Source organism: Streptomyces sp. NPDC046831 (assembly GCF_040645305.1).
Lineage (GTDB): Bacteria > Actinomycetota > Actinomycetes > Streptomycetales > Streptomycetaceae > Streptomyces.
Genome location: NZ_JBEYXZ010000007.1, coordinates 108161 through 129604, shown reverse-complemented (window position 1 = coordinate 129604; position 21444 = coordinate 108161). Strand labels below are relative to the sequence as shown.

General features: G+C 72.9%; 18 protein-coding genes and 1 pseudogene. 3 read left to right on the top strand and 16 right to left on the bottom strand.

Annotated features, from left to right (window positions below):
• Positions 1-117 precede the first annotated feature (117 nt).
• Positions 118-1275 (bottom strand): adenosine deaminase, encoded by a 1158-nt coding sequence (locus tag ABZ920_RS09450; RefSeq protein WP_361500741.1) that lies wholly within the window; start codon positions 1273-1275, stop codon positions 118-120.
• 113 nt (positions 1276-1388) lie between these two features.
• Between ABZ920_RS09450 and ABZ920_RS09445 the strand changes: the two genes are divergently transcribed.
• Positions 1389-2150, top strand: coding sequence for an alpha/beta hydrolase (locus ABZ920_RS09445; RefSeq protein WP_361500739.1), 762 nt, complete (start codon positions 1389-1391; stop codon positions 2148-2150).
• 27 nt (positions 2151-2177) lie between these two features.
• Here the strand turns inward: ABZ920_RS09445 and ABZ920_RS09440 are convergent, their stop codons facing one another.
• The gene (locus tag ABZ920_RS09440) at positions 2178-3152 is read right to left on the bottom strand and encodes a LysR substrate-binding domain-containing protein (RefSeq protein WP_361500736.1); all 975 of its coding nucleotides are present in this window, start codon (positions 3150-3152) and stop codon (positions 2178-2180) included.
• Between the two features lie 362 nt (positions 3153-3514).
• Between ABZ920_RS09440 and ABZ920_RS09435 the strand changes: the two genes are divergently transcribed.
• Positions 3515-4717: an MFS transporter gene (locus ABZ920_RS09435; protein ID WP_361500989.1), complete on the top strand. Its 1203-nt coding sequence runs from the start codon at positions 3515-3517 to the stop codon at positions 4715-4717.
• A 108-nt stretch (positions 4718-4825) separates the two neighbouring features.
• Here ABZ920_RS09435 and ABZ920_RS09430 read toward each other — a convergent pair.
• Positions 4826-5096: pseudogene (locus ABZ920_RS09430) on the bottom strand (WYL domain-containing protein); the annotation flags it as partial.
• 227 nt (positions 5097-5323) lie between these two features.
• Between ABZ920_RS09430 and ABZ920_RS09425 the strand changes: the two are divergent.
• Positions 5324-6340, top strand: coding sequence for a sigma-70 family RNA polymerase sigma factor (locus ABZ920_RS09425; RefSeq protein ID WP_361500733.1), 1017 nt, complete (start codon positions 5324-5326; stop codon positions 6338-6340).
• On the opposite strand, the gene ABZ920_RS09420 is transcribed toward ABZ920_RS09425, so the two are convergent.
• From ABZ920_RS09420 to ABZ920_RS09360, 13 genes are all read right to left on the bottom strand, one after another.
• Positions 6224-6568 carry an STAS domain-containing protein gene (locus ABZ920_RS09420; protein WP_361500730.1) on the bottom strand — a complete coding sequence of 115 codons (345 nt, stop codon included), beginning with the start codon at positions 6566-6568 and terminating at the stop codon, positions 6224-6226. The two genes, ABZ920_RS09425 and ABZ920_RS09420, sit on opposite strands and share 117 nt — an antisense overlap.
• Positions 6569-6761: 193 nt before the next feature.
• Positions 6762-7346, bottom strand: coding sequence for a Uma2 family endonuclease (locus ABZ920_RS09415; RefSeq protein ID WP_361500727.1), 585 nt, complete (start codon positions 7344-7346; stop codon positions 6762-6764).
• Positions 7347-7441: 95 nt separating this feature from the next.
• Positions 7442-8725 (bottom strand): thymidine phosphorylase, encoded by a 1284-nt coding sequence (locus ABZ920_RS09410; protein ID WP_361500724.1) that lies wholly within the window; start codon positions 8723-8725, stop codon positions 7442-7444.
• 75 nt (positions 8726-8800) lie between these two features.
• Complete coding sequence (locus tag ABZ920_RS09405) at positions 8801-9205, bottom strand: cytidine deaminase (protein WP_361500721.1); 405 nt, start codon at positions 9203-9205, stop codon at positions 8801-8803.
• Entirely contained in the window at positions 9202-10464 is a 1263-nt protein-coding gene (locus ABZ920_RS09400; protein ID WP_361500719.1) for an ABC transporter permease, read from the bottom strand. Before ABZ920_RS09400 ends, ABZ920_RS09405 begins: the two co-directional genes overlap by 4 nt.
• On the bottom strand, positions 10461-11582 hold the full coding sequence (locus ABZ920_RS09395; RefSeq protein ID WP_361500716.1) for an ABC transporter permease: 1122 nt from the start codon (positions 11580-11582) through the stop codon (positions 10461-10463). Before ABZ920_RS09395 ends, ABZ920_RS09400 begins: the two co-directional genes overlap by 4 nt.
• Entirely contained in the window at positions 11579-13207 is a 1629-nt protein-coding gene (locus ABZ920_RS09390; protein WP_361500986.1) for an ABC transporter ATP-binding protein, read from the bottom strand. The genes ABZ920_RS09395 and ABZ920_RS09390 overlap by 4 nt, the downstream gene beginning before the upstream one ends.
• A gap of 382 nt (positions 13208-13589) precedes the next feature.
• A complete protein-coding gene (locus ABZ920_RS09385) occupies positions 13590-14645 on the bottom strand; it encodes a BMP family ABC transporter substrate-binding protein (protein ID WP_361500714.1) in 1056 nt (351 codons plus the stop codon).
• 326 nt (positions 14646-14971) lie between these two features.
• Positions 14972-16042, bottom strand: a complete 1071-nt coding sequence (locus ABZ920_RS09380; protein ID WP_361500711.1) for a BMP family ABC transporter substrate-binding protein — start codon at positions 16040-16042, stop codon at positions 14972-14974.
• A 283-nt stretch (positions 16043-16325) separates the two neighbouring features.
• The gene (locus ABZ920_RS09375; protein WP_361500708.1) at positions 16326-17558 is read right to left on the bottom strand and encodes an amidohydrolase; all 1233 of its coding nucleotides are present in this window, start codon (positions 17556-17558) and stop codon (positions 16326-16328) included.
• Positions 17559-17951: 393 nt separating this feature from the next.
• A complete protein-coding gene (locus ABZ920_RS09370) occupies positions 17952-19109 on the bottom strand; it encodes a hypothetical protein (RefSeq protein WP_361500705.1) in 1158 nt (385 codons plus the stop codon).
• 43 nt (positions 19110-19152) lie between these two features.
• Positions 19153-20091: an N-acetylneuraminate synthase family protein gene (locus ABZ920_RS09365; RefSeq protein ID WP_361500702.1), complete on the bottom strand. Its 939-nt coding sequence runs from the start codon at positions 20089-20091 to the stop codon at positions 19153-19155.
• A 14-nt stretch (positions 20092-20105) separates the two neighbouring features.
• Positions 20106-21443: an N-acylneuraminate cytidylyltransferase gene (locus ABZ920_RS09360; RefSeq protein ID WP_361500699.1), complete on the bottom strand. Its 1338-nt coding sequence runs from the start codon at positions 21441-21443 to the stop codon at positions 20106-20108.
• Position 21444 lies beyond the last annotated feature (1 nt).

Genomic DNA, 21444 nt, shown 5'->3' with positions numbered 1-21444 from the left:
AAGGACCGCGAGCCGCCCGCCGCAAACGCCGGAATGCGGAGGAGTTCAGCCACCGAATTCCTCCGCGCGTTCCCCGATTCAGCCCTTCGGCGTGACAGAACCGCTGGTGGAAGCGGTCTACTGAAACAGCCATTCGGATTTCAGCTCGGCGTATCCGGGCTTGATCACGTCATTGATCATGGCCAGTCGTTCATCGAAAGGAATGAACGCCGATTTCATCGCATTGACGGTGAACCACTGGATGTCGTCGAGCGTGTAGCCGAACGCCTCGACGAGGTGCTCGAACTCCTGGCTCATGCTGGTGTGCGACATGAGCCGGTTGTCGGTGTTGACCGTCGCGCGGAAGTGCAGGCGGCGCAGCAGCCCGATCGGGTGCTCCCCGTACGAGGAGGCCGCGCCGGTCTGGAGGTTGGAGCTGGGGCACAGCTCCAGGGGGATGCGCTTGTCCCGCACGTACGCCGCCAGCCGGCCGAGTTCCACCGAGCCGTCCTCGTGGACGGTGATGTCGTCGATGATGCGCACCCCGTGCCCGAGCCGGTCGGCGCCGCACCACTGCAGCGCCTGCCAGATGGACGGCAGACCGAAGGCCTCGCCGGCGTGGATGGTGAAGTGGTTGTTCTCCCGCTTCAGGTACTCGAAGGCGTCCAGGTGCCGGGTGGGCGGGTAGCCGGCCTCGGCCCCGGCGATGTCGAAGCCGACGACCCCGCGGTCGCGGTAGCGGTTGGCGAGTTCGGCGATCTCCAGGGCTCGGGCGGCGTGCCGCATGGCGGTGAGCAGGGCGCCGACGCGGATGCGGTGCCCGTTCTCGCGGGCCAGCCGCTCCCCCTCGCGGAAGCCCTCGTTGACGGCCTCCACGACCTCCTCCAGGCTCAGCCCGCCCTCCAGGTGCTGCTCGGGGGCGTACCGCACCTCGGCGTAGACGACACCGTCCTCGGCGAGGTCCTCGGCGCACTCGCGGGCGACCCGGACGAGCGCGTCCCGGGTCTGCATCACGCCGACGGTGTGGGAGAAGGTCTCCAGGTACCGCTCCAGGGAACCGGAGTCGGCGGCCTCGCGGAACCACAGGCCGAGCTTCTCCGGGTCGGTCGCGGGAAGCCGGTGGAGCGGGGCGCCGGCCGCGTCGCCGGGGCCCTGGGGGGCGCCGTCGCGGGCGAGTTCGACGACCGTGGCGGGGCGCAGCCCTCCGTCGAGGTGGTCGTGCAGCAGAACCTTGGGCGCCCGGCGGATCTGGTCCGAGCTCGGGGTGTCACCCGGATGGGCAGTCTGGCTCGTCATTTCCGCACTCTAACTCCTACGCGCGTAGAGAGCCTGCTGTACACATCCGCCGATATGTAACGGTGACCGCACGGACGGGTGGCATCCACCGCGCCTTCTGACACTGTTCTGCCATGCCACAGGAAGCGACGCCGGTGCGCACGGCCCGGCTGGGGAGGACGTTCGGCCCGGAGCCGGCGACGGTGAGCGGAGTGGTGCTGCTGCTCCCCGGCGGGGAGGAGGTCTCCGGCCGCAGACCCTCGCCCGTGCTGGCGACCGCCTCGGTGCGCGCGCTCGGGCGCTGCCTGGCCCGGGCCGGCCGGACGGAGGGCCTGGCCGCCCATGTCGTGCACTACCGCTACCGCGGCTGGAACGGCAGCGAGGCCCATCTGGCCCGCGACGCCGCCTGGGCCGCCGACGAGGCCGTACGCCGCTACGGCGACGTCCCCGTCTGCCTCGCCGGCGTCGACATGGGCGGCCGGGCCGCGCTGCACGCGGGCGGGCACGAGGCGGTCAACTCGGTGGCGGCGATCGCCCCCTGGCTGCCCGAGGACGACGTGGCGCTGCCGCCCGAACCGGTGAAGCAGCTCGCCGGGCGCCAGGTGCTGATCGTGCACGGCACCAACGACGAACGCACCGACCCCGAGCTGTCGTTCCGGCTGGCGGCGCGCGTGAAGAAGGCGAACCGGGACGTGTGCCGGTTCGAAGTCCACGCCGACCGGCACGGGTTGCACCAGTACCGGTCCGAAGTCCTGGCCCTCGCCTGTGACTTCGTCATGGGCGCGCTGTTCGGGCGGCCGTTCTCCCGGCCGGTCCAGGACGCGCTGGCGGCTCCGCCGCCGCTGGGGCTGCGGATGCCGCTGGCGGCGGGGTTCGGGAAGACGTTGCAGCGGTAGGCGACGACGCGCATGGTCAGACAGGACCTAGCCCGGCAGCAGGTTGTCCCGTCGCGACAGCAGGAACTTCTTGAAGGCGGCCACCGGTGGGGTGTCCGGGTGCCCCTCCAGCCAGGCGACGCCGATCTCGCGCACCGCGCGCGGGGACGTGACCGTCAGTTCGGCCACTCCCGGCCGGGGGAAGGCCGGCGGCGGGAGGAGGGCGACCCCGAGGCCCGCCGCGACGAGGCCCCTCAGCGTCTCGGCCTCCTCGCCCTCGAAGGCGATCCGCGGCTTGAACCCGGCCGCACGGCACAGGTCGTCGGTGATGCGGCGCAGGCCGTAGCCGGGCTCCAGGGTCACGAACATCTCGTCGGCGGCCTCGGCGAGTCGGATGCGGCGGCGGTCGGCGAGCCGGTGGTCGGCCGGCACGACGAGGCGCAGCTTCTGCTCGTCGAGGCGGCGGGCGACGAGGTCCGGCGCGTCCGGCACCGGAGCGGTCAGGCACAGGTCCAGCTCCCCGGCACGCAACTTCTCCAGCATGGCCTCGCCGTAGTTCTGGACGAGGCTGAAGCGGATCCGCGGGTGGCGGGCGCGGAAGGCGTGGATGAGGCCCGGCACGGTCTCGGCGCCCATGGTGTGCAGGAAGCCGAAGGCGACCTTGCCGGTGGCCGGGTCGGCGTCGGCGCGCACCTCCTCGGCGGCGCGCTCGATCTCGGCGAGGGCGCGTTCCACGGAGCCCAGGAAGGTGCGGCCGGCGGGCGTGAGGGAGACGGTCCGGCCCCGGCGGGCGAACAGGTCGACGCCGAGGTCCTGTTCGAGCCGGACCATGGCCCGGGAGAGCGTGGACTGCGGGACCTGCATCTCCTGGGCGGCCCGGGTGACGTGCTCGGTCCGGGCGACGCCGGCGAAGTGCGCCAGGCGGGGCGCGAGCAGCAGGACGATGTCCTCCGTGCTCCTCCGGATGTCTTCTGTGTCACCGGACCGTGACAGGCGACCTCGTGACCTCTGCTGATGCACCATGGGAACGATTATGACGAGTCCGTGCATTGGACGGATGAACGGCCGGTTCCTACTGTCGAAGCATGTCTCCCGCCGATACCGGGGCGTCCGCCGTCGTGGACGCCGCACCCGCCGTCCCCGCCGCCCGCACCACCACCGCCGGCCCGGCCCGCCCCGCGGCTGTCACGGCCTCCACGACTCGCGCGGACCGCCCGGCCCGCCCCGCGGCTCCCACCGCCTCCACGACTCGCGCGGACCGCCCGGCCCGCCGCACGGCTCCCACCGCCCCCACGGCCGGCGCGGACCGTCCGGCCGCCTCCGCGGCTGTTGCGGACGGCCGAGCCGGCTCGGCCGCTGCCGCCGACGGCCCGGCCGACTCCCGCATGGCGCCGGGCGGCCCCGGCTACCGCCGGATGAGCCTCGCCCTCTTCCTCGCCGGCGTCGCGACCTTCGCACTGCTGTACTCCACGCAGGCGCTGCTGCCGCTGATCTCGGGCGAGTTCGGTGTGGCGGCGAGCGAGGCGAGCTGGACCGTGGCGGCCGCGACCGGCGGACTGGCCCTGTTCGTCCTCCCGATGAGCGCCCTGTCGGAGCGGTTCGGGCGGCGCACGATCATGACGGCCTCGCTGGTGGTCGCGGTGACGGTCGGCCTGCTGGTGCCGTTCGCCCCGTCGCTCGGCGCGCTCGTCGTGCTGCGGGCGCTCCAGGGCGCCGCGCTGGCCGGGCTGCCGGCCTCGGCACAGGCCTACCTGGCGGAGGAGGTCCGCCCGAGGGCGCTGGTCACGGCGATCGGCCTGTTCGTCGCGGGCAACAGCGTCGGGGGCATGAGCGGCCGGGTGATCACCGGCTGGGTGGCCCAGGAGTGGGGCTGGCGGGTCGCCGTCGGGGTGATCGGCCTGATCGCGGTGGGCTGCGCGGTGGCCTTCCGGCTGCTGCTTCCGGCGCCGCGGCACTTCCGGCCGGGCTCGCTGCGCCCGCGGGTGCTCGCCCGTACGGTCCGCGACCACCTCGCCGACCCGCTGCTGCGCCGCCTGTACGCGATCGGCGCGCTGTTCATGACGGTGTTCGGCGGCGTCTACACGGTGATCGGCTACCGCCTCACCGGGGCGCCCTTCTCGCTCCCGCAGGGCATCGTCGGCTCGATCTTCCTGGTGTACCTGGTGGGCACGGTCTCGGCCTCGGCGGCGGGCCGGCTGGTGGGCCGCCTGGGGCGCAGGGGCGCGCTGTACCTCGCGGGCGCGACGACGGCGGCGGGTCTGCTGCTGTCCCTGCCGGGCTCGATCGTGTGCGTGCTGCTGGGCCTGGTCCTGATCACGGCGGGCTTCTTCGCGGGCCACGCGGTCGCCTCCTCCGCGGTCAGCAAGACGGCTGCCCACGGCCGCGCGCAGGCCTCGGCGCTCTACCAGTCCGCGTACTACATCGGCTCCAGCGCCGGCAGCACGGTGGGCGCGGTCGCCTTCCACGCCAACGGCTGGGGTGGCACGGTCGGTGTCGGCCTGCTGGCGGTGCTGGGCGTGGTGACGATCACGCTGCTCGGTTCGCGGGCGGCGCGGGCCGCGTCCCGGCGGGGCCCGGTGGCGGCCTGACCGGCTGCCACCGCCCTGAGGGCGCCCCCGCGGTGGCGCTGCGCCCCGGGGGCGCCCCGCCGTAGTCCTGCGCCCCGAGGGCGGGCGGGCCGCCGTTGCACTTCGCCCTCAGGGCGTCCCGCGGTGGCGCTCGGCGAGCGCCGCCACGGTCGCGGCGACGGCCTCCCGCAGTCCGGGCGGGCCCAGCACCTCCGCTTCGGCGCCGAGCCCGAGCAGGTCGCCGGCAGCCACCGCGGGCACCCTCGACCGACGTCTCCACCTGGACCCATCCCTCGTCCGGCGGCCCGTCCTTACGCAGCGCCCGGACGCCGGCCGCGCCGAACCGCATGGGCAGCAGCCGCCGGCCCCCGGGCGAGACCCGCAGGCGCGCGGTGCCCCGTGCGGACGGCGCACGCCGGCCACGGAGCGGGACCGGCCGTGCGGAGGCGGGCCGTGACGCGGACCGGCCGTGCGGCGGGCCCGCCCGGCGGGGCCGGGCGGGCCCGCCCGCGCGACCTGCGGTCCTCTCCGCTCGGGGCGCCGTTGTCAGTGCGCTGCGGTAGCTTCCGAAGTGCCGGGCGCAGCGGTGCGCACCGGAGGAGGAACGGCCACAGGGGTGGGTGGACGATGGGCGACGGCACGGCGACGACGACGGACCTCGACGCGCAGTTGGAGAAGCACCGGGTCGAGCTCACCGGCTACTGCTACCGCATGCTCGGTTCCTCCTTCGAGGCCGAGGACGCGGTGCAGGACACGCTGGTGCGGGCCTGGCGGAGCCATGCGACGTTCGAGGGCCGCTCCAGCCTCCGCTCCTGGCTCTACCGCATCGCGACGAACGTCTGCCTGGACATGCTGGCCGCCGGCAGCAAGCGGGCCCGTCCGATGGACCTGACCGAGTCCACGCCGCTGGCCCGCGCGGCCCTCTCCCCCCGCCCCGACCACACCTGGCTGGAGCCGATGCCCGACGCCCGCGTCCTCCCGGCCGTGCAGGACCCCGCGGAGGCGGCCGTCGCCAAGGAGTCCGTGCGGCTGGCCTTCATGGCCGCGCTGCAACAACTGCCGCCCAAGCAGCGGGCCGTGCTGATCCTGCGCGAGGTGCTGGCCTGGCGGGCGAGCGAGGTGGCCGAACTGCTCGGCACCTCGGTCGCCTCGGTCAACAGCGCGCTCCAGCGGGCGCGCGCGACCCTGGCCGCGCGGGAGGACCGGGGCGCCGAGGCGGCCCTGGCGGACCCGCTGGACGAGGAGCAGCGCAAGCTCCTGGAGCGCTACGTGCAGGCGTTCGAGGGGTACGACATGACGGCGCTGACCGCGCTGCTGCACGAGGACGCCGTCATGACGATGCCGCCGTTCGACCTGTGGCTGACCGGTCCCGCGGACATCACCGGATTCATGACGACGCTCGGCGCGTCCTGCGCGCACTCCCGTCTGCTGCCGGTCCGGGCCAACGGACTGCCGGGCTTCGCCCACTACAAGCCCGACCCGGAGAACGGCGGCTTCACCCCGTGGGCCGTGCAGGTCCTGGAGGTGTCAGAGGGGCGGATCACCGGGTTCCACTGCTTCCTCGACACCGAGCGCTGGTTCCCCCTGTTCGACCTCCCCCTCCATCTCGAAGCGGAGGCCGACGAGGTCCAGCACAGCCGCTAACGCCGGGTCGGCGCCGCGCAGCCGGATGCGGCCCCCGGCCCGCCGGGCGGTGAGCTGCAGCCGCGCGAGCAGGTCGACGGCGCCGAGTCCCGGCGGCCCCAGCCCGCGCACGTCGCAGACGACGACTCCGGCGCGGGTGGCCGCCAGCAGCCCGCGCACGTCCTCGCACAGCCCCGCCACCTCCTCGCGGGCGGCGGGTCCGGCGAGCACGAGCACGGTGGGTGTCATGGCGTCCACCACCGGTAGACGGCCCGCGCACGCGGAACTCATCGGACCGCGCCGCCCTTCCACCGGGCACCGCTCCCGCCCCGCCGGTCCCGGCGCGGGCTCGCCCACTCCCTGGCCCGCGCGGCGATCCTGCTGTCGACGATCCTGTCGGTGCCGCTCCTGGTGGTGGCGACGCCGCTCGGGTGACGGAGCGTCAGCCGGCCGGCCATTCGGCGGTGTCGAGGACGAGGTCGAAGGGCGCGGGAAGCCGGACGGCCTCGCCGAACTTGGCGCGGCTCAGCGGACGGTAGACATCTCCCTTCGGCTCTCCGTAGAGCGTCGCGGTGGGGCCCTCGGGAGCCCAGCGGTCGACGAGGAGGTACAGCGGAATGCCCGCGGCGGCGTAGGCGGCGGGCTTGCTGACACGGTCGTGCCGGGCGTTGGACTTGGAGGTCACCTCGACGACGAGTTCGGCGAGAGCGGCCGGGATGTGCGTAGGCGATTCCGTCTGCTCGCGCACCGGAGCCACCACCAGGTCGGGGATCAGCATGCCCAGCCGCGACGGCACGGCGATGGCCAGCGTCTGAAAGATCTCCCAATCCCCAGGGATCACCGAGTAGAGGCGGCGCTGAATCCGTGCCGCGATCAAGTTGTGGTGGTAGGCGGGAGCAGGTGACACGGTGACGATCCCCTCGATGATCTCCACCTTGCTGCCCTCGGGCCATTCCATCTCCTCCCAGAACCGGACGAGGTCGTCCCAGCTCTGCTCGGGGTCCTGGCTCACGGTGAGTGCGCTCATGGCGGTTCTCCTATCTGCGTCACCGATCCCAGCATGCCGAACGGGACCGGCGGAGGTCCACCGGTCCCGTTCACCCGAAAGGGTAATTCGCCTGGTCAGGCGATACGTTCCAGCACCACCGGGGAGGCCGTGACGTCCGTGCCGGGGGCCGCGATGTCGTACGAGCCCTCGACGGCCTGAAGCGCGTACGCGAAGCGCTCGGGGGTGTCGGTGTGCAGGGTCAGCAGGGGCTGGCCGGCCGTGACGGTGTCGCCCGGCTTGGCGTGCATCTCCACGCCCGCCGCCGCCTGCACCGGGTCCTCCTTGCGGGCCCGGCCGGCGCCCAGGCGCCACGCGGCGATGCCGATGTCGTAGGCGTCGAGGCGGGTCAGGACACCCGAGGACCGGGCCGTGACCACGTGCTGCTCCCTGGAGGTCGGCAGGGCGGCGTCCGGGTCGCCGCCCTGGGCCGCGATCATGCGGCGCCAGACGTCCATCGCGGAGCCGTCGGCCAGGGCCTTCGCCGGGTCGGCGTCCTTCAGGCCGGCCGCGTCCAGCATCTCGCGGGCCAGCGCCAGGGTCAGTTCCACCACGTCGGCCGGGCCGCCGCCCGCGAGCACCTCGACCGACTCACGGACCTCCAGCGCGTTGCCCGCCGTCAGGCCGAGCGGCGTCGACATGTCGGTCAGCAGCGCGACCGTCCGCACCCCGTGGTCCGTGCCCAGGCCGACCATCGTGCGGGCCAGCTCGCGGGCGTCCTCGGCCGTCTTCATGAAGGCGCCGGAGCCGACCTTGACGTCGAGCACGAGCGAGCCGGTGCCCTCCGCGATCTTCTTCGACATGATCGAGGAGGCGATGAGCGGGATCGCCTCGACGGTGCCGGTGACGTCCCGCAGCGCGTACAGCTTCTTGTCCGCCGGGGCCAGCCCGTCGCCCGCCGCACAGATCACCGCGCCGACGCCGTCCAGCACGGACAGCATCTCCTCGTTCGACAGCAGCGCCCGCCAGCCGGGGACGGACTCCAGCTTGTCGAGCGTGCCGCCGGTGTGGCCGAGGCCCCGGCCCGACAGCTGCGGCACCGCCGCGCCGCACGCGGCGACCAGCGGGGCGAGCGGCAGCGTGATCTTGTCGCCGACGCCGCCCGTGGAGTGCTTGTCCGCCGTGGGGCGGGACAGGGACGAGAAGTCCATGCGCTCGCCGGAGGCGATCATCGCGGCCGTCCAGCGGGCGATCTCCCGGCGGTTCATGCCGTTCAGGAGGATGGCCATCGCGAGCGCGGACATCTGCTCGTCGGCGACCTCCCCGCGGGTGTACGCGTCGATGACCCAGTCGATCTGCTCGTCGCTGAGCTCACCGCGGTCCCGCTTGGTGCGGATGACGGAGACGGCGTCCATGGCCATGGCGTTCCTTCCGAGGTTGCGCAGGTGCGCGGCCCCCCTGGGCCACGAGGGCACGTCAGGGGGGCCGCGCGGGAGTTACCGGGTGAGATGGTCCGGGCCGAAGGCCTGCGGCAGCATCTCCGACAGCGGCAGGATGCCCGCCGGGGTCTCCAGGAGCAGGTCCGGCCCGCCGAACTCGTACAGCAGCTGGCGGCAGCGCCCGCACGGCACGAGGATCTCGCCGTTGCGGTCCACGCAGGTGAAGTGGGTCAGGCGCCCGCCCCCGCCGTTCTGCAGCGCGGACACGAGCCCGCACTCGGCGCACAGGCCGAGCCCGTACGAGGCGTTCTCGACGTTGCAGCCGGTGACGATCCGCCCGTCGTCGACCAGGGCCGCCACGCCGACCGGGTAGCCCGAGTAGGGGGCGTACGCGCGGGACATCGCCCCGCGCGCGTGCTCCCGCAGGGCGTCCCAGTCGACGGTCGCGTCGTCGCGGGTCACTTGCCCTGTCCCTTCCGGTAGGGCAGTCCGTCCGCCTTCGGCATCCGCAGGCGCTGCGCCGACAGCGACAGCACGAGCAGGGTGACGACGTACGGGGTGGCGCTGACGACCTGCTTGGGCACCTCGTTGGTGCCGAGGTACCAGACGAACATCAGCACCGAGACCACGAGGGTGGTCAGGGCGGAGGCGTACTTCTTCCGCCACGCCAGGTAGGCCGCGCCGATCACCAGCAGGATGGCCAGCAGCAGGATCAGCGCGTGCACGTTGGTCGTGCCGCCGCGCAGGTTGAGGCTGTCGGTGTAGCCGAACAGGCCCGCGCCGAGGGCGAGGCCGCCCGGCATCCAGTTGCCGAAGATCATCGCGGCGAGACCGATGTAGCCGCGGCCAGCGGTCTGGCCGTCCAGGTAGACGTTCGAGGCCACGATGGACAGGAACGCGCCGCCGAGGCCGGCGAAGCCGCCGGAGATGATCACGGCGATGTACTTGTACTTGTAGACGTTGACGCCGAGGGACTCGGCCGCCACGGGGTTCTCGCCGCAGGAGCGCAGGCGCAGGCCGAAGGCGGTGCGCCACAGCACCCACCAGGTGGCCGGCACGAGCGCGACGGCGATGACGGTCAGCGGCGACAGGTCGGTGATCAGGCCGCCGAGCAGGCCGGCGACGTCCGAGACCAGGAACCAGTGCTTGTCGTTGAGCGTCTCCAGCCAGCCGGACAGGCCCGGGATGTCGAAGGTGCCCAGGGAGTCGATCGGCGGGGACTGCTTGGACGAGCCCTGCGGGGCCTCCTCGAAGGTGAACTTCGACAGGTAGCGGGTGACGCCGAGGGCCAGGATGTTCAGGGCCACGCCGGAGACGATGTGGTTGACGTTGAAGGTCACCGTCGCGACGGCGTGCAGCACCGCGCCGAGGGCGCCGCCGACGATGCCGAGGACGACACCGGCCCACGGGCCCCACTGGTAGCCGGCCCAGGCGCCGAACCAGGTGCCGAGGATCATCATGCCCTCGAGGCCGATGTTGACGACGCCCGAGCGCTCGGACCACAGACCGCCGAGGCCGGCGAGGCCGATGGGGACGGCCAGGCGCAGCGCGGTGGACATCTGGCCGGTGGAGGTGATGCCGTCCGCGCCGGTGATCAGGCGGACGATCGAGGTCAGCACCAGCACGCCCGCGATGATCAGCAGGAGTACCGGGAGCGAGATGCGGCGGCTGCCCTTGCCGGGCCGCTGCGTCCGCGGCTTGGCGGTGGTCGCGGTGGTCATCGGGCCGCCGCCTCCTTCGTCTGGGAGTTGTTCCGGGCGGCGAGCTCCGCGCCGACCCGCTTCTGCTGGCGGCGCAGACCCCACTGCCGTACGGCCTCGTACGAGATGACGACCGCGAAGACGATCAGGCCCTGCATGATCGTGGCGATCTCCTTCTCGTACGCCACCGGGGTCGCGTAGTCGAGGGCCGGGGAGGCCTTGTCCAGGAAGGCCCACAGCAGGGCGGCGAGAGCGATGCCGCCGGGGTGGTTGCGGCCGAGCAGGGCGATGCCGATGGCGGTGAAGCCGAGGCCGGCCGGGAAGCTCAGGCTGTAGGTGTGGGAGTCGCCGAGCAGCAGCGGCAGGCCCGCCAGGCCCGCGACGGCGCCGGAGATCAGCATGGCCGTGAGCACCATGCGCCGGGAGTCGACGCCGGAGGCGGCGGCGGCCGTCTCCGAGGCGCCGGAGGCGCGCAGGTCGAAGCCGAAGCGGGTGCGGTTGAGGACGAGCCAGTACAGGACGCCGAGGACGACGGCCAGGAAGACCAGGCCGTAGATCTCGCCGACGTCGGGGCCGAGGTCGAGGCCCGGGACCCAGCCGGACTCCTTCATGATGCCGGTCGTCATGTTGTTGCCGACCTGCACGCCCCACACGTCGGCCAGCGTGACGTAGCCGATGATGCTGGTGGCGATCGCGTTCAGCATGATCGTCGCGACGACCTCGCTGACGCCGCGGGTGACCTTCAGGACACCCGCGATGCCGGCCCAGAAGGCACCGGTGAGCATGGCGACGAGCAGCAGCAGCGGGATCTGCAGCGGCGCCGGCAGGGCGACGTGCGCGCCGACGACGGCGGTGATCACCGCGGCCAGGCGGTACTGGCCGTCGACACCGATGTTGAACAGGTTCATGCGGAAGCCGAGGGCGACCGCGAGGGCGGCGATGTAGTACAGCGAGGCCTGGTTGACGATGAGCACCTGGACGTCGGAGAACGTCGCCTGCTCCAGCATCAGCCCGTACGGCTCGAACGGGTTCTTGCCCGAGGCGATCAGCACCACCGAGGTGAGCGCGATCGCCAGGAGGAGCGCGATGACCGGACCGGCCACCGCGAGGAGCACCCGCTCCTTGTCGAACTTCTTCATCGGGCCTCGTCCTCCGGACCGGCTTCCTCGGTGGTCTCTGTGTGTTCCAGGTGGCCGGACGCGGCACCCGTCATCGCCGAGCCCAGTTCCTCCGGGGTGACGGCGGCCGGATCGGCGTCCGCGACGAGCCTGCCGTTGTAGATCACCCGCAGGGTGTCCGACAGGCCGATCAGTTCGTCGAGGTCGGCGGAGATCAGCAGCACGGCCAGGCCCTCGCGGCGGGCCGCGCGGATGTGGTCCCAGATCGCGGCCTGCGCGCCGACGTCCACACCGCGGGTCGGGTGGGCGGCGATGAGGAACTTCGGGCTGTGGCTCATCTCGCGGCCGACGATCAGCTTCTGCTGGTTGCCGCCGGACAGGGAGGCGGCGGTGACGTCGATGCCGGGGGTGCGGACGTCGTAGGCCTCGACTATCCGGCGGGTGTCCGCCTGGGCGCCCTTGGGGTCGAGCCAGAAGCCCCGGGCGTTGGGACGCTCGGTGACGTGGCCGAGGATGCGGTTCTCCCACAGCGGGGCCTCGAGGAGCAGGCCGTGGCGGTGGCGGTCCTCGGGGATGTAGCCGACGCCGTTCTCGCGGCGCCTGCGGGTGGGCCAGGCGGTGATGTCCTCGCCGAGGAAGAGGATGGAGCCGGAGTCGGCGGCCTTGAGGCCGATCAGCGCGTCGATGAGCTCGGTCTGGCCGTTGCCCTCGACGCCGGCGATGCCCATGACCTCGCCGGCGTGGATGGTGAAGGTGACGTCGTCGAGGACGCGGCGCACGCCGGCGCCGCTCTCGGCGGTGTCCTCCGTGAGCAGGCCGGTGGCCGAGGGCTCGGCGAACTCGCCCAGGGAGGGACCGCCGGTGGCGTGGACGGTCAGGTTCCTGACCTCGATGACGGGCCGGTCCGTGACGGTGGACTCGGCGGTCTCCGGGGTGGGCAGTTCGCTGCCGACCATCATCTCGGCGAGCTGGCGCGGGGTGGTCTCGGAGGGCACGGCGGTGCCGACCGTCGTGCCGCGCCTGATGACGGTGATGTCGTCGGCGACCGACAGGACCTCGCCCAGCTTGTGGGAGATGAAGATGACGGACAGGCCCTCGGACTTCAGCTCGCGCAGGTTGGCGAAGAGCGCGTCGACCTCCTGCGGGACGAGCACGGCGGTCGGCTCGTCCAGGATCAGGGTGCGGGCGCCGCGGTAGAGGACCTTGAGGATCTCCACGCGCTGGCGGTCGGCGACGCCGAGGTCCTCGACCAGGGCGTCCGGGCGGACGCCGAGGCCGTACCGGTCGGAGATCTCCTTGATCTTCTTCCGGGCGCCGCCGCCGATGCCGTACAGCTTCTCGCTGCCGAGCACGACGTTCTCGAGGACCGTCAGGTTGTCGGCCAGCATGAAGTGCTGGTGGACCATGCCGATGCCGCGGGCGATGGCGTCGGCGGGGCTGCCGAAGCTCACGTGCTCGCCGTCGACGGCGATGGTGCCCTCGTCCGGCTTCTGCATGCCGTAGAGGATCTTCATCAGGGTCGACTTGCCGGCGCCGTTCTCGCCCACGAGGGCGTGCACGGTGCCCTTGCGGACCGTCAGGTGGATGTCGTGGTTGGCGACGACACCGGGGAATCGCTTGGTGATGCCCGCGAGCTCTACCGCGATCGTCGACTGAGCGGTGAGCGGAGGGCTGCTGGACGCGTCGATGGCGCACTCTCCTCGGGAAAGGGGCCGCTCTACGCGCGTAGCGCCCCTGCTTCGAATAGTGCCCGGACCTGATCGTCCCCGATCGGCACCGGGCATTCTGCCGCGCGAACGGGGCGCGGGCCGCCCATGCTTCCCGCACCCCGTTCCGTGGCCGTAACGCTGCCATTTGAGCGCTCTTTTGACCATGCCCCGGACCGGCCCGCGTTCCGGGATCCGCCGGACGGATCCCGCCGGGGCCGCGGTGCCCGGTACGTGCCGCCGCGCGCCCCCGGGGCGTCCATGCTCCGCATCGACGCCCCCCTCGGGCCGCGGCCGGCCGTACCGGCTCCCGGCGTCGGCGTCAGGAGGTCTTCACCTTGATGGTGCCGTTCTTGATGCCTTCCTCGGCCTTCTTCAGCGCGGCCTGCAGGTCGGCGTTGCCCTTGAAGACGGGGTTGGAGTGGGCGAGGCTCACACCGCCGGTGGCCAGGCTGGCCCGCACCTCACCGCTCTGCGGCTTGCCGTCCTCGACCGACTGGGCCAGGTTGAAGACCGCGCCGGCGACGTCCTTCATCGCCGAGGTGAGGATGCTGTTCTTGTACTTGGCCAGCGCGTCCTGCTGGTACTGGTCGGAGTCGACGCCGATGGCCCAGATCTTGTGCGCGGCGGCGGCCTTGATCACGCCCTGGCCGGACAGGCCCGCGGCGGCGTAGACGACGTCGGCGCCGGCGTCGATCTGGCCGTTGGCGGCGTTCTCGCCCTTGTCCGGGCTGGAGAAGCCACCCTCGGCGGCCGTCTCGGTCAGGTACTGCGACTTGACCGTGACGCCCTTCTTGGTGTCCGCGACGCCCTGCTTGAAGCCGGCCTCGAACTTGTGGATCAGCGGGACGTCCACGCCGCCGATGAAGCCGACGGTGTTCGACTTGGTCGTCTTGGCGGCGGCCACACCGGCGAGGTAGGAGGCCTCCTCCTCGTGGAAGACGAGGTCGGCGACGTTGGCGGCCTTGATGGTGTTGTCGTCGACGATGCCGAAGGTGGTCTTCGGGAACTTGGCGGCGGCCTCCTTGACGGCCGGCGCGTAGGCGAAGCCGACGCCGACCACCGGGTTGTAGCCCTGCTTGGCCAGGGTCTCCAGGCGCTGCACCTTGTCCGCGTCGGACTCGCCGTCCTGCGGCTCGACGGCCGTGCTCTTGTAGCCGAACTTCTGGTCGGCCTGCTCCATGCCGGCCGTCGCGGCGTCGTTGAAGGACTGGTCGCCCTTGCCGCCGACGTCGTAGGCGAGGGCGAGGCCCAGCTTTCCGCCGCTGGAGGACGACCCGCCGGCGGACTCGCTGGACGACTTGCCACAGGCGGATACGGTGACGGCAAGGGCTGCGGTGGCAACGCCTGCAACCGCGATACGGGACACCCGGCGCATGGAACGAGACTCCTTAGTGCAAGCGCCCCTACCAGGCGCTGGTTCCGCCGCAGCGTAACGCGCGTAGACCAGACGGAAAACCCCTTCTGTCCGGTCCGTTATAGAGATGTGGCCCACTCCTTGCCCCCAGGACTACGGACCGCAGTAGGTCCCTTGCGGTGGGCAAGGGACGCGGCGACGGCGCGGTGTCCGCGTGGCTGGGCGCGGGCCGCCGGAGCGGGCCGGGCGGGGCCGCCGGGCCCCGCGGGCGGGCCCCGGGCGGCCGGCCGGGTGCCGCCGGACGGGGTCCGGCGGGTTCCCGCGCGGCCGTCCGGCGGCCGGGGACGTCACTGGGTCCTGACGGTCACCTTGCCGTCGACGATGTCCTTGCGCGCCTTCTCGACGGCGGCGACCACGTCCTTCATCGCCTGGTACTTCGGGTTGGAGTCGGCGAAGCCGACGCCGCCCGACGCGAGGTCGCCGCGCACCTCGCCGTTCAGCGGCTTGCCCTCCACGACCGACTTGGCCAGGTCGTACACCGCGCCGCCGACGTTCTTCAGGGCCGAGCCGAGGATCCAGTCCTTGTACTGGGCCAGGGCGCTCTGCCGGTACTGGTCGGAGTCGACGCCGACGGCCCACACCCGGTGCTCGGCCGCGGACTGGATGACGCCCTGCCCGGACAGGCCGGCGGCGTGGTAGAGCACGTCGGCGCCCGCCTCGATCTGGCCGTTCGCCGCGTCCTTGCCCTTGTCGGGGCTGGAGAAGCCCCCCTCCTGGGCGGTCTGCGTCAGGTACTGCGACTCGATCCTGATCTTGGGGTTCACCGACCGGGCGCCCTGCTTGTAGCCCGCCTCGAACTTGTGGATCAGCGGGATGTCGACGCCGCCGATGAAGCCGATGTGGTTCTTCTTCGTCGCCTTGGCCGCCGCGACGCCCGCCAGGTACGACGCCTGCTCCTCGTGGAAGACCAGGTCGGCGACGTTCTTCCCCTGCACGGTGTTGTCGTCGATGACGCCGAAGGTGATCTTCGGGTACTTGGGGGCGACCGCCTTGACGGCCGGGCCGTACACGAAGCCGACGCCGATGATCGGGTTGTACCCGGCCTTGGCGAGCTGCTCGAGCCGCTGCACCTTGTCCGCGTCGGTCTCGTTGTCGTTCGGCTCGACGTCCCGGCCGCCCATCCTGAACTCCTGCTCGGCCTTCTTGAAGCCGGAGAAGGCCGCGTCGTTGAAGGACTGGTCGCCCTTGCCGCCGATGTCGTAGGCGAGACCGATGCCCTTGCCGGAGTACTTCCCGGACTCCGCGGCGCCGCCGCCCGACTCGCTGCTGGACTTGCCGCAGCCGGCTGCCGCGAGGGCGACGACCGCGACGGCCGCCGCGGTCTGGGAGAACCTGGTCCTCCGAGAGTTGAGACGCACAGCAAGCACCCCTTCATCCCCATGGCACCGTCGCCGGCCCGCTTCCCCGTGGCGCCGCCTCTGGTGGCGATTTCGGCGCACGCTAACGCGCGTAGAAGGAAGGGGGAACGGTGTTTCCCGGGGCCGTTACCGAACCGTGCCGACAACGGGCCGTCCGCGCCCGCCGCCGATGACGGCCCGGTCACGGGAAGGCACGAAAGGGGCGCCCCTCCGGGGAACGAAGGGGCGCCCTCGCCTTACTCCTCACCCCTGCTGCTCACGGCTCACCGCCGCACACGGCTCCTCAGTGCGCCGGGTGCAGCAGGGCGGCCGCCGTGAACAGCTCGACGCCGACCTTGATCGCGGTCTCGTCGGCGTCGAAGTCGCCCTGGTGCAGGTCGCGGATGGTGCGCTCGCCCGGGGTCCGCACACCGAGCCGGGCCATGGCGCCGGGCACGTGTTCCAGGTACCAGGAGAAGTCCTCACCACCGAGGCTCTGCTCCGTGCCCTCCACGGAGTCCGTGCCGCGCCGGGTGATCATGGCGTCCCGCAGCAGCCCGGTCACCACCGGGTCGTTGACGACGGGCGGCACCCCGCGCACGTAGTTGATCTCCGACTTGGCCTTGTGCAGGTTGGCGACCTCGTCGATGGCGGCGACCACGATGTCGGGCGCCTGCCGCCAGGCGTTGATGTCCAGGCAGCGCACGGTCCCGGACAGCTCGGCGTGCTGCGGGATGACGTTCGGGGCGTGCCCGGACTCGATGCGTCCCCAGGTCAGGGCGAGCCCGGCGCGGGTGTCGACGCGGCGGCCGACGAGCGCGGGCACGTCGGTGGCGACCCGGGCGGCGGCGGTCACCAGGTCGGTGGTCAGGTGCGGCCGGGCGGTGTGGCCGCCGGGCCCGTCCAGCAGGACCTCCAGCCGGTCGCAGGCGGACGTGATGGGTCCGTGCCGCAGCCCGATCCTGCCGGCGTCCACCCGCGGGTCGCAGTGCACGGCGATGATCCGGCCCACCCCGTCGAGCACGCCGTCCGCGATGGCGTCGCCGGCGCCGCCGGGGAGCACCTCCTCCGCGGCCTGGAAGATCAGCCGCACGGGCCGGGGCAGCAGTCCCTGCCGGTGCAGTTCGGCCAGCACGATGCCGGCGCCGAGCACGACGGTGGTGTGCACGTCGTGGCCGCAGGCGTGCGCCCGGTCCGGCACGGTCGAGCGGTACGGGCACCCGCTCTTGGTGTCCGGGATGGGCAGGGCGTCGATGTCCGCGCGCAGGGCCAGCATGGGCGCCCCGTCGCCGGCCGGACCGACGCCCGAACCGATGTCACAGACGAGTCCGGTCCCCGCGGCGAGCACCCGTGGCCGCAGCCCGGCCTTCTCCAGCCGCTCCTTGATCGCCGCGGTGGTGCGGAACTCCTGGTTGCCGAGCTCCGGGTGCATGTGCAGGTCTCGCCGGAACGCGACGAGTTCGGCGCGCAGCGCCTCGGGCAGCGCGCCGGGGAGAACGGCATCCCCCGGGATATCGGTCTCGGACTCTAGGGACATCAGTTGGTTCACCCTTTGAAGGGTAGGACGCGCGGACGGCTGACGGACGTGCGATCAGCAAAACTTCAGCCCCTCAGGGGAAGAAAATCTGGCCGCCGGACGCATGACTGTCGATGGGGACGGGTAGACTCGCCCGAATTCTTCCAGGCGGCCGGAGCCCGGCTCCCCGGGCGTGGACCGCGCCACATCCCGGTGTCCGTCCCACTTCCTCACCCCTCACGCATACCACGTCCCGCTCGGGCCACGCCGTCGTGTTCACCAGCCGGGCGCCTTCATTCCGCGCCGGTCCGGAAGTCCCGCCCGAATCGGCCGTCGGAGTCACGGCACCCCCGAACGGCCCCTGCCCGGGCCGGCCGCCCCGCCGGAGGAGCGCGGGCGCCACCGCCCTGCGCGCTACACGCCGCCGACCACCGCCAGCCCGTGCACGTCGCGGGCGGTGCCCGTCACGCCCGACAGGAAGCCCTGGGCGCGGGGCGAGGCGTGGTCCGTCAGCCAGGTCGGGTGGATGTCGCAGACCCCGATCCGCACCTCGGTGCCGGCCAGGGCCAGGGGCAGGGTGTGGACGACCGTGGAGGGGAAGCTGAGGACGGTGCGCCCGATGGGGCCGCGGCGGGCCGTCAGTTCCAGGGGCAGGTCGGGGCGGACTATCTCCAGGCCGGTGTCCGTCGCCAGGCGGTGCAGTTTTCCGGCGCTCTCGCGGCGGTGGGCGAAGTACCGCCGTACGCCGTGCGCCTTCGCCAGGGCGCGGACGGCGTCGAGGTAGCGCTCGCCGTCCACCACGCCCGTCTCGACGAGGGAGGTGCCCACCAGGTCCGCGCCGTTCGTGACGCGCGGTGGGCCGAACCGGCCGCGGGCCCAGGCGAAGCCGTTCGCGGTGACCGTCACGCCCGGCGGCACCTGGTCGATCGGCATGGCCGAGAAGACCTCCACCCGGCGCTCCCCGCCGGGCGTCAGGCGGCGGCGCGCCGAGGACGACACGGGCCCGAAGAGCAGGTCCCGGGGGCCGGGGCGGCCGCCCCTGCGGTGCCAGCGCACCAGGCGCTCGCCGCGGGCGAGCTGGGCGACGAACTCCATCGTGGCCGTGCCGTCGTCCACCACGACCAGGTCGTGGGCCGAGGTGATGGTCAGCAGCAGCTGGACGTAGCGGGAGAACGGGTCGCCCATGACCACCCGCCCGGCCCGCCGCAGCAGCGGGGCCAGCGCGCCGATCGTCCGGAACGGCGCCGCCGTCCCGCCGCGCGCCTCCTCCCAGCGGACCTCGTGGCCCTCCTCGCGGGCCAGCTCGGCCATGCGCCGCAGCTGGCCGCGGGTCATCGGGTCGGTCGGGGACAGGACGACGAGGGTGAGTTCCGCGCCGGGCGCCGGCGGACCGGTGTCCCCGGTGCGCCGGACCGGGGGCGGCTGCTCCGCGCCGGGCGCCGGCTCGCCCGCGGTGCGGCGCCGGCCGTGCGCCCATTCGAGCACGTTCAGCAGCTGTACCGGGCTCTCGACGAAGGCGAGGGTGCGGAGGGCGTGCGGGGTGGGGCCGGCGGACCCGGCGCGGGGGCTCATTGGCGTACGACCGTCCCGTCGTCGGTGGGGGTCAGTGGCTGGGTCACACCGTGACCGGTTCGCCCGCCGCCGCGGCGATCTCCGCCTCGGCGACGACGCCGGCGACACGGCGCAGCTTCTTCATGGGGGCCAGCTCCGAGTCGTAGACCTTCTTCACGCCGTCGCCGAGGGACGCCTCGATGGTGCGGATGTCGCGCACCAGGCGCTGCAGGCCCTGCGGCTCGACGGAGGCGGCCTGGTCCGAGCCCCACATCGCGCGGTCGAGGGTGATGTGCCGCTCGACGAACACGGCGCCGAGGGCGACGGCGGCGAGGGTGGTCTGCAGGCCGGTCTCGTGGCCGGAGTAGCCGATCGGGACGTTGGGGTACTCCCGCTCCAGGCTGTTGATGACCCGGAGGTTGAGCTCCTCGGCCCGGGCGGGGTAGGTCGACGTGGCGTGGCAGAGGAGGATGTTCTCGCTGCCCAGGACCTCGACCGCGTGGCGGATCTGCTGCGGGGTCGACATGCCGGTGGACAGGACGACCGTGCGGCCGGTGGCGCGCAGCGCCCGCAGCAGCTCGTCGTCGGTCAGGCAGGCGGAGGCCACCTTGTGGGCGGGGACGTCGAACTTCTCCAGGAAGGCGACCGCCTCGGTGTCCCACGGGGAGGCGAACCAGGCGATGCCCTTCTCCCGGCAGTGCTCGTCGATCCGGCGGTAGTCGTCCTCGCCGAACTCGACGCGGTGGCGGTAGTCGATGTACGTCATCCGGCCCCAGGGGGTGTCGCGCTCGATGTCCCACTGGTCGCGCGGCGTGCAGATCTCCGGGGTGCGCTTCTGGAACTTCACGGCGTCGCAGCCGGCCTCCGCGGCCGCGTCGATCAGCTTGAGGGCGTTGTCCAGCTCGCCGTTGTGGTTGATGCCGATCTCGCCGGTGATGTAGACGGGGCGGCCCGGGCCGGCCTCGCGCGGGCCGAGCGTACGGGTGCGTGAGTAGGTGCTCATGGCGGGGGATGTCCTTACCTGGGGAGGGAATCGAGAAGGGGACCGAGGATCCAGCCGGCGATCTCCCGGATCGCGCCGTCGCCGCCGGGAACGGTGGTGACGGCGCGCGCGGCGCCACGTACGACGTCGTGGGCGCTCGCGACCGCCACGGGCCAGCCGACGAGGGCGAAGCACGGGAGGTCGTTGACGTCGTTGCCGACGTAGAGCACGCGCTCCGGCGCGATGCCCTGCTCCTCGCACCACTGCTTCAGTGCGAGGTCCTTGCGGTCGACGCCGTGCAGCACCGGGAGCTTCAGCTTCCGGGCCCGGGCGGCGACCACCGGGTTCTGTTCCGTGGACAGGATCAGCATCTTCAGGCCGCTGCGCCTGAGGGCCGCGATGCCGAGGCCGTCCCCGCGGTGCACGGAGACGAACTCCCGTCCGTCGGAGTCGATCAGCACCCGGTCGTCGGTCTGGGTGCCGTCGAAGTCGAGGACGACGGCGTCGATGTCGCCGGCCGCGGGGAGGCGGGCAGGCGTTCCGTCGACGAGGCCGGGGCCGGTGCCGGGAGCCGGGGGGAGGTCCGCGTCGAACAGCGGGGCCAGGGCGCGGGCGCGGGCCAGGTCGTGCGGGTCGTCGATCTCCAGCACCCGCGCCGGGTCGGTGCGCACCAGTTCGGTGCGGCCGAAGAAGCGGTGCCGGTGCTCGCGGAAGCCGGCCGCGTCCATCGCGTAGGCGGCGCCGGTCTCCAGCAGGTCCTGGGGGCGGTCCTGGCGGCGCGGGCGGTAGGACTTGTCGTGGTTGACACCATGGCCGCCCGCGGTGGCGGCGGAAACGGCGGTCCGGGCGGCTCCCGCGGTGCCGACCGGCTCGGCGACCGCCGGTACGTCGGCCTCGTCCCGCCAGAGGAACCCGTGGAAGGGCGCCACGGTCACCGCGGTGTCGGCGCCGTCCTCCACGACCGCGGCCGCCACCTTGTCGACGTCGTCCGCGAGGAGGAAGGGGCTGGTGCACTGTACGAGCAGGACGGCGTCGGCCGGGGAGCCGTGCAGCGCCTCGTGGGCGTCGAGGGCGTGCAGGACGGCGGCCTCGGAGGTGGCGGTGTCGCCGGCGAGGGCGGCGGGCCGCGGCACGACCTCGGCGCCGGCCCGGCGGGCGGCCTCGGCGATGGCCCGGTCGTCGGTGGAGACCACGACGTCGGTCACCAGCCGGGCCGCCCGGCAGGCGCGCACGGCGCGGGCCACCAGCGGTACGCCGCCGACGGGGGCGAGGTTCTTGGCGGGGACGCCCTTGGAACCGCCCCGTGCGGGGATCACCGCGAGGACGCGGCGCGCCGGGGGGCCGTGACCGGCGTCCGGGCGGGCGTTGGGCATG

Coding starts and splice junctions, on each gene's coding strand:
- ABZ920_RS09410 (WP_361500724.1), bottom strand. CDS start 8,725: ATGGCCATGGACGCCGTCTCCGTCATCCGCACCAAGCGGGACCGCGGT.
- ABZ920_RS09450 (WP_361500741.1), bottom strand. CDS start 1,275: ATGACGAGCCAGACTGCCCATCCGGGTGACACCCCGAGCTCGGACCAG.
- ABZ920_RS09425 (WP_361500733.1), top strand. CDS start 5,324: ATGGGCGACGGCACGGCGACGACGACGGACCTCGACGCGCAGTTGGAG.
- ABZ920_RS09415 (WP_361500727.1), bottom strand. CDS start 7,346: ATGAGCGCACTCACCGTGAGCCAGGACCCCGAGCAGAGCTGGGACGAC.
- ABZ920_RS09440 (WP_361500736.1), bottom strand. CDS start 3,152: ATGGTGCATCAGCAGAGGTCACGAGGTCGCCTGTCACGGTCCGGTGAC.
- ABZ920_RS09435 (WP_361500989.1), top strand. CDS start 3,515: ATGGCGCCGGGCGGCCCCGGCTACCGCCGGATGAGCCTCGCCCTCTTC.
- ABZ920_RS09420 (WP_361500730.1), bottom strand. CDS start 6,568: ATGACACCCACCGTGCTCGTGCTCGCCGGACCCGCCGCCCGCGAGGAG.
- ABZ920_RS09360 (WP_361500699.1), bottom strand. CDS start 21,443: ATGCCCAACGCCCGCCCGGACGCCGGTCACGGCCCCCCGGCGCGCCGC.
- ABZ920_RS09400 (WP_361500719.1), bottom strand. CDS start 10,464: ATGACCACCGCGACCACCGCCAAGCCGCGGACGCAGCGGCCCGGCAAG.
- ABZ920_RS09445 (WP_361500739.1), top strand. CDS start 1,389: ATGCCACAGGAAGCGACGCCGGTGCGCACGGCCCGGCTGGGGAGGACG.
- ABZ920_RS09375 (WP_361500708.1), bottom strand. CDS start 17,558: ATGTCCCTAGAGTCCGAGACCGATATCCCGGGGGATGCCGTTCTCCCC.
- ABZ920_RS09395 (WP_361500716.1), bottom strand. CDS start 11,582: ATGAAGAAGTTCGACAAGGAGCGGGTGCTCCTCGCGGTGGCCGGTCCG.
- ABZ920_RS09370 (WP_361500705.1), bottom strand. CDS start 19,109: ATGAGCCCCCGCGCCGGGTCCGCCGGCCCCACCCCGCACGCCCTCCGC.
- ABZ920_RS09385 (WP_361500714.1), bottom strand. CDS start 14,645: ATGCGCCGGGTGTCCCGTATCGCGGTTGCAGGCGTTGCCACCGCAGCC.
- ABZ920_RS09365 (WP_361500702.1), bottom strand. CDS start 20,091: ATGAGCACCTACTCACGCACCCGTACGCTCGGCCCGCGCGAGGCCGGC.